Source organism: Spirulina subsalsa CS-330 (genome assembly GCF_028330765.1).
Taxonomy (GTDB): domain Bacteria; phylum Cyanobacteriota; class Cyanobacteriia; order Cyanobacteriales; family Spirulinaceae; genus Spirulina; species Spirulina subsalsa_A.
Genome location: NZ_JAQMTY010000296.1, coordinates 1 through 6,216, shown reverse-complemented (window position 1 = coordinate 6,216; position 6,216 = coordinate 1). Strand labels below are relative to the sequence as shown.

The following is a 6,216-nucleotide window of genomic DNA, read 5'->3' as shown; positions in this document are numbered from 1 at the left end:
GTGCATCCCAGTTATGCAATCCCTCACCCAACCCTCTCCCTCAGGAGAGGGCTTTTGGCTCCTTTCTCCTGCGGGAGAAGGGCTGGGGATGAGGGTGCTCCCTGGCGAGCCATGGGAATCTGCAAAAGTGGGATGCACCCAATCACTGAGACAGAAAACTCCGCTGGACGGTTTCGCCACCGTTGAGGGGGCGATCGCTCCTCACCACAAAGGCTTCCCCTGGTTCGAGTCCCGATAAAATTTCCACCTCGCCATTGTTGCGCTGCCCCACCTGTACCGGACGGGCTTCCACCACCGTTTCCGCTGTCTCGGTGCGCGGCACAAAGACCGTCCCCTGATTCCCATCTGCTGACCAGTTCAACGCTGTTTCGGGAATGCGTAAGCGACCGCGATCGGGGGTGTTCACCGTGACGCGGGCGAGGAGACCGCTGCCAATGCCGCCGCCGGGATTAGCGATCGCAATTTCCACGGGGACAAGCCGCGCCGCTGGGTCAGTTACGGGGGAAATGGTGGTGATCTGGCCGGTAATCGTGCGACCCGGCAGCGCATCAAGCGTCACTTGCACGCTTTGTCCAACCCGGAACTGGGCTAAGTCGCGATCGGACACTTGAATCGTCACTTGAATCTGACTGAGATTACCGATTTCTAAAATGGGTTGGCCGGGCTGCATGAAGTCCCCCGCTTCCACCGCACGGGTCATCACCACCCCAGCAATCGGGGCATTAAGGCGCGTATCGTCGGAACGTTCTAGGCTTTGGGCAATCAGGGCAGCTTGGACATTGACCCGACGATTGGCGGCATCCACGGCGCGGGCTTGGGCTTGGACTTGGGCGGTGGCGGCTTTGTAGACCTGTTCAGTGGTGCGGCGTTCGGTGTCGGCGAGTTCGGCCGTTTGGAGGGAAACGACCCCATCCGCTGCTAGGGATTTGTAGCGTTCGGCATCGACTTTCGCCTGTTCCCAAGCGGCTTTGGCTTGTTCAACCTGGGTTTGGACGGCGGCCAGTTCCGCTTTAGCTTGTTCCACTTCAAACTGACGGGCGGCGAGTTCGGATTGGGCTTCGCTGATGTCGAGGCGTTGGACGGCGTTGTCAAGTTGGGCAATCAATGCGCCTTGGGCAACGGTGTCCCCCACGTCAGCGGTGAGGCGAAGAAGTTGTCCGGCACTGCGCGATCGCACCACCACCGTCTGAGTTGGCGCAGTGGTTCCCGAATAGGCCAAGGTGGACGGGGTGGAACTGGGGGCAGCCACGGCCACATCAACGAGGGGTAATTGATTCTGCTCATCACCGGGGGCTTGGGGTTGGGCTTGGCCACTGCGTTCCCATTGACAGCCCACAATGACAAAGGCCCACGGCAAGATGAACCACACTTTCCACCGGGATTTTTGTATTTGCAGCATGGGTCGTGACCAGACTTTTTTAACAGTCTGACATATTTTTTAATATTAGCTTTAGAAGCATGCTCCCAACTGATCCATCTGTGGGTCTCCTAACGCCGATATTCATCCCCACAATCGCCAATCACGGCAAACAAATCATCCCCTTGGGACAGCACCGCTTCCAGTTGCCACTTATCTTCATCGTCGAGTTGAAACTCGAAAACGCGCAAATTTTCGGCAATATGTTCGGCAATACTCAACCGTGCGCCTACGATCGCACCTGCTACCGCTGGCTGCTCCAACACATAGCGCACCGCAACATTGGCAATACTCACCTGATACTTAGTTGCGATGGTTGCCAAGGTCTGCAACAACGCCTGCAACCGTTGCCAACCATAGCCCACATCCACCATCTGCTTATATTTCCCCAAACTGGCGGTTTTCAATGACCAACGGCTCGGCTCCTGTTGGTGGAGAAATCGCGCTGTTAGCAAGCCACCGCCCAGCGTCCCGTAGGCCAGCAACTTCACCCCCCGCGCCTCGCAAAAGGGAGCCATTTTCACCAAAGGGCGGCGATCAATGAGCGAAAATTGCACCTGATTAGAAGCGATCGCAACCCCCGCATCTAGCACCGTTTGTAAATGTTCCGTGTCGAAATTGGTCAGGCCCAAATGGTTAATCTTGCCAGCGGTTTGCAGGTCGGCCAAATGTCCCAAGGCATCGAGGTAGCGGCGATCGCCATAGTCCCACCAGTGAAACTGCATCATATCCAAACAGTCCAGATCCATCCGCTTCAGGGCGCGATCGACATTGCGTTCCACCACGTCCCGCGACATCTCCCCCGGCCGGGGAACCCACTTGGTAAAAGCCTGCACCCCATCCCACGCCGCCGCTCCCCGTTGCGCGATCAGTTGCCGCCGAAATTCCCCGATCAGGTCTTCCGCTGGCCCGTAATGATCCGCTAAATCCCAGGTGGTCAACCCCGCATCCACATAGTCAAACATCTGGGCCACGGCTTGTTTGGGGTTGATCTTGCCATGCCCCCCGGACACTTGCCACATCCCATTCAGCAACGGACAGATGGACAGGTCTTCGGTAAACTGAAAGCGATTGAAGGAAGGGTGCTGACTCATGGTAAGGACTGGAGGCGATCCGATGGATTTTGATTCCCTATTTAACCAGATTGCGGCGTTGGTGCTGTGCCATTCCCCCAGTGGTGTGGAGGGAGAAGTGGATCAGTTCATCCTCAACCAGTTGCGGGAGTTGGGGGTGGACTATTGGCAAGATTCGGCGGGCAACATTATTGCGAAATTTGCGGGGCGGGAGGCGGGGTCGGTGGCGATTACGGCCCATAAGGATGAAATTGGTGCGATCGTCAAAGCCATTAAACCCAACGGGCGATTGGTGGTGCGGAAGTTGGGCGGTTCGTTTCCCTGGATTTATGGGGAAGGGGTGATGGATATTTTGGGGGATCACCAAACGATTAGCGGTATTCTCTCCTTCGGTTCGCGCCATGTGTCCCACGAATCCCCCCAAAAGGCACAACAGGATCATGCTCCGGTGCGCTGGGAAGAGGCGTGGATTGAGACGAAACTCACCCCGGATCAGCTAGATGTGGCTGGCGTTCGTCCCGGTAGTCGGGTGGTGGTGGGCAAACACCGCAAACAGCCGATCCGTCTTCAGGATCACATCGCGAGCTATACGCTGGATAACAAGGCTTCGGTGGCAATTCTCCTCGCCTTGGCCCATCGATTGCGGGAGACGCAGCCCCGGCAAACCACCTATCTGGTGGCTTCGGCGAAGGAGGAAGTGGGGGCAGTGGGGGCGTTGTATTTTTCCCAACGGCAGCGGCTCGATGCCTTGATCGCGTTGGAGATTTGCCCGTTGGCGCGGGAATATGCGATCGCAGACAGTACCGCCCCGATCCTCCTCAACCAAGACGGCTACGGCATCTACGATGAAGGCTTAACCCAAGACCTCGCCGACCGGGCGCGACGGGCTAACATTCCCATTCAACAGGCTGTGATCGCTGGGTTTGGTAGTGATGCCTCGATCGCGATGAAATTCGGCCATGTGGCGCGGGGGGCTTGCTTGGGTTTCGCGACGGAAAACACCCACGGCTATGAAATTGCGCCGCTGGGTGCGATCGCCCACTGCATCACCCTCCTTGAGGAGTACCTCATCTAACAGCAGTGGACAAATTCGTTAGGACAGACAAGGGGCTTAAGCCCCTTGTTCCAGAGTTTCTGAATGTCCTAACTGCTCTGGCTCGTGCTATAGCAGCAGGGCCAACCCGGAGGAAGAGCAATCCCTCCCCTCAGACTACACACCTTCCGGCAGTTCCAAGCTTTCCGTTTCCATCGTAAACGCTCCCAAACGGCCAATCAGGTCTTCTTGGGCTTGGATGGCATTGGCGAAACTTTGTTCAAACGTGGCGAACTTTTTCCGCATCGCATCAAACTGCTTTTGGGCATTTTTTTGGCGTGTGATCACATGTTCTAATTGATTCGCAAAATCAGCCCCATTGACATAGTTCCAAAGATCAAGAGCATAGCGATTACCAATCTCAATGGATTGACTTTTCTCTTGAATTTTGATCATCTGATTGCGCAACATTGACACCGCCAAACGGTACGAAAACCAATCCACAATCAAAATATTATCCTCAAACTTAAACCCTGTCTCTACCCCATCCGGCATCGTTTTGGTCAAAAGGACAGCACAGGTCGCTTTTTTCTCAACAATGTCTTTTTTGAGTTTGGGAATCCAATCTTTTTGATAGTTCTTCGTGTTTTTGATTTCGTGGACAATCAAACCGCAATTTTGACCGTTGTGCATGACGCTTTGATAGAGATCAACACCGTGAGCACCCTTGGTGGTTTTGTCGATTTTGTCCGTGGGAAAGGTGGATTTAATCGTCTTGAGAGCAAGGTTTTCGAGGGCTTCGCCTTCGAGTTCAGTGGAGCCTTGGGTGGATTTTTGTTGAGCGTCTTCGAGGGATTTCTGCGTGCGAGTGAGTTGTTCGGTCAGTTCTTCGATTTTGAGATCTTTGCTGAGAGATTTTTGTTTATAGTCTTCTTGCACTTCGAGGTACGCCTGTTCTTTCCAGTTGGCAAGCTGCTTCACCCGTTCTTGTTCAAGAATTTCGCTTACTTGTTTTTGAATGGTGAGAGCTTGTTCTTCTTTTTCGGCTTGGAGTTGCCGTTTTTGCACTTCGAGGGCGGCTTGTGCTTGGGTCAGTTCTTGGGATTTTTGGCGTTGTTCAGCTTGACTTTTATCGAGCTTTTCTTGATACTCTTGTTCTAGTTTTTTCTGTTTGGCAAGCTGTGCAGTCCGTTCTTGTTCAAGAATTTCGCTCACTTGTTTTTGAATGGTGAGAGCCTGTTCGTCTTTTTCGGCTTGGAGTTGCCGTTTTTGCACTTCGAGGGCGGCCTGTGCTTGGGTCAGGTCTTGGGATTTTTGACGCTGTTCGGCTTCAATGTGCTCTAGTTGTTGATGGTACTGTTGCTCTAGTTGCTTCTGTTTTTTCTCGTTTTCTTTGTCCAGTTTTTTCTGTAGTTCGACTTTTTCCCGGCTTAAAAAGTCCTGGACGGTTTCGCTCAAATCGAAGGTGTGGGAGCAACTAGGGCAGGTGACTTTCGGTGTTTTGACTGGCATGACGACTTTTCTGTACCATCTTGACTGGTTGAGATTATTATCTACTCTCCTGAAGCGATTGGGTGAAACGTTTTCAAGCTGTTTTTGACTGACTCGAATTTTCAGAGGGAGACGGAGCGCGATCGCATCCGCTCCTCTGGTGTGGGCCGCAATTACCACCAACGCAGGGTGAGGTAGCCCCGTTCGGGTTCGTTGGTTTCTTGGTCTGTGGGCCATTCGACGACTTTATAGGTGCCGAAGATGTGATCCCACCAGTCAACGCCGAGGCCAAAATTGTGATGCCACATATTGTGTTTGTGGTGAACGTAGTGGACGGGCATTTTCATCCAGAAGCATTTGGTGGGGTTTTCGTGTTGTAACTGGTGGGCGTAGGCGGAAAAGGCGGCGTAGGCGATCGCCCCCAGGAGCCAACCGAGACCCGCTTCGACGGAGACGAGAAAGACGGGGAGCATGGCCGCGAACGCGCCTTTAACATAGTCGAGAAATTCCCACAGCACCCCTTGGCCTTCGTTGCGGCGGTGGTGGTCGCGGTGGCGTTGACCGATGCGGGCGTTGGCGTGCATGAGGCGGTGAATCCAGTATTCAACAAAGCTTGAAAAGACGAATGCCGCGATGAAGAGGAGAATAAAGACCATAGAATTTTTGGGTTCGGATGATACGAGGGGTTGCAAGTCTTGATTAAAGGAGTTGTAACCGAGGAGGATTGCGAGACTGAGGACAGTCTGAAGCCTGTCACGCGCTGAGTGAATCATTGCAACTAAAGTCTGCTATGATCCTAGCTCAAAGATTGTTACAAATTTTAACTAGGAGTATAGGATGGAACTGGCTCCAACGTTAACCGGTCAGACCGTGCAAAATCAGGTCAGGGAAGCGGGGATAAATCCAAATTATTGGTATCCGGTGGCCTGGTCAACGCGGCTCAAGGCAGGAGAAGTCATGCCAGTCAAGATTTGGGGGCAAGCGATCGCTGTCTTTCGTGATACCCAAGGTCAGCTACAGGCGTTAGAAGATGCTTGTCCCCACAAAGGGGTGGCCCTTCATAAGGGTAGGGCTGATTCCTTGTGATGAGAGAAAAATGATAATGAGGATATCTCTAGTATTTTCTTGGGATATCCTCATGGAACTACCCTTACTCTCCTGCCTCGAATCTGTCCCTGACTTTCGTCACCTACGAGGCTTAC

At 53.4% G+C, this 6,216-nt stretch carries 5 protein-coding genes and 1 pseudogene; 2 read left to right on the top strand and 4 right to left on the bottom strand.

Translation table 11 applies throughout. The features are described from left to right. Nucleotides 1-142: 142 nt before the first annotated feature. Together PN477_RS20365 and PN477_RS20360 are read right to left on the bottom strand one after the other, a co-directional pair. Nucleotides 143-1,399: an efflux RND transporter periplasmic adaptor subunit gene (locus PN477_RS20365; protein ID WP_272115425.1), complete on the bottom strand. Its 1,257-nt coding sequence runs from the start codon at nucleotides 1,397-1,399 to the stop codon at nucleotides 143-145. Between the two features lie 89 nt (nucleotides 1,400-1,488). Next, nucleotides 1,489-2,511 (bottom strand): aldo/keto reductase, encoded by a 1,023-nt coding sequence (locus PN477_RS20360; RefSeq protein ID WP_272115427.1) that lies wholly within the window; start codon nucleotides 2,509-2,511, stop codon nucleotides 1,489-1,491. A gap of 22 nt (nucleotides 2,512-2,533) precedes the next feature. Between PN477_RS20360 and PN477_RS20355 the strand changes: the two genes are divergently transcribed. Then, nucleotides 2,534-3,565, top strand: coding sequence for a M42 family metallopeptidase (locus PN477_RS20355; protein ID WP_417158872.1), 1,032 nt, complete (start codon nucleotides 2,534-2,536; stop codon nucleotides 3,563-3,565). Between the two features lie 135 nt (nucleotides 3,566-3,700). Here PN477_RS20355 and PN477_RS20350 read toward each other — a convergent pair whose 3' ends face one another. Together PN477_RS20350 and PN477_RS20345 are read right to left on the bottom strand one after the other, a co-directional pair. Then, entirely contained in the window at nucleotides 3,701-5,035 is a 1,335-nt protein-coding gene (locus PN477_RS20350; protein WP_272115431.1) for a DUF2130 domain-containing protein, read from the bottom strand. Nucleotides 5,036-5,187: 152 nt separating this feature from the next. Continuing rightward, nucleotides 5,188-5,670 carry a sterol desaturase family protein gene (locus PN477_RS20345; RefSeq protein ID WP_072622523.1) on the bottom strand — a complete coding sequence of 161 codons (483 nt, stop codon included), beginning with the start codon at nucleotides 5,668-5,670 and terminating at the stop codon, nucleotides 5,188-5,190. 181 nt (nucleotides 5,671-5,851) lie between these two features. Between PN477_RS20345 and PN477_RS20340 the strand changes: the two are divergent. Then, nucleotides 5,852-6,085, top strand: a pseudogene (locus PN477_RS20340) (Rieske 2Fe-2S domain-containing protein); the annotation flags it as partial. Nucleotides 6,086-6,216 lie beyond the last annotated feature (131 nt).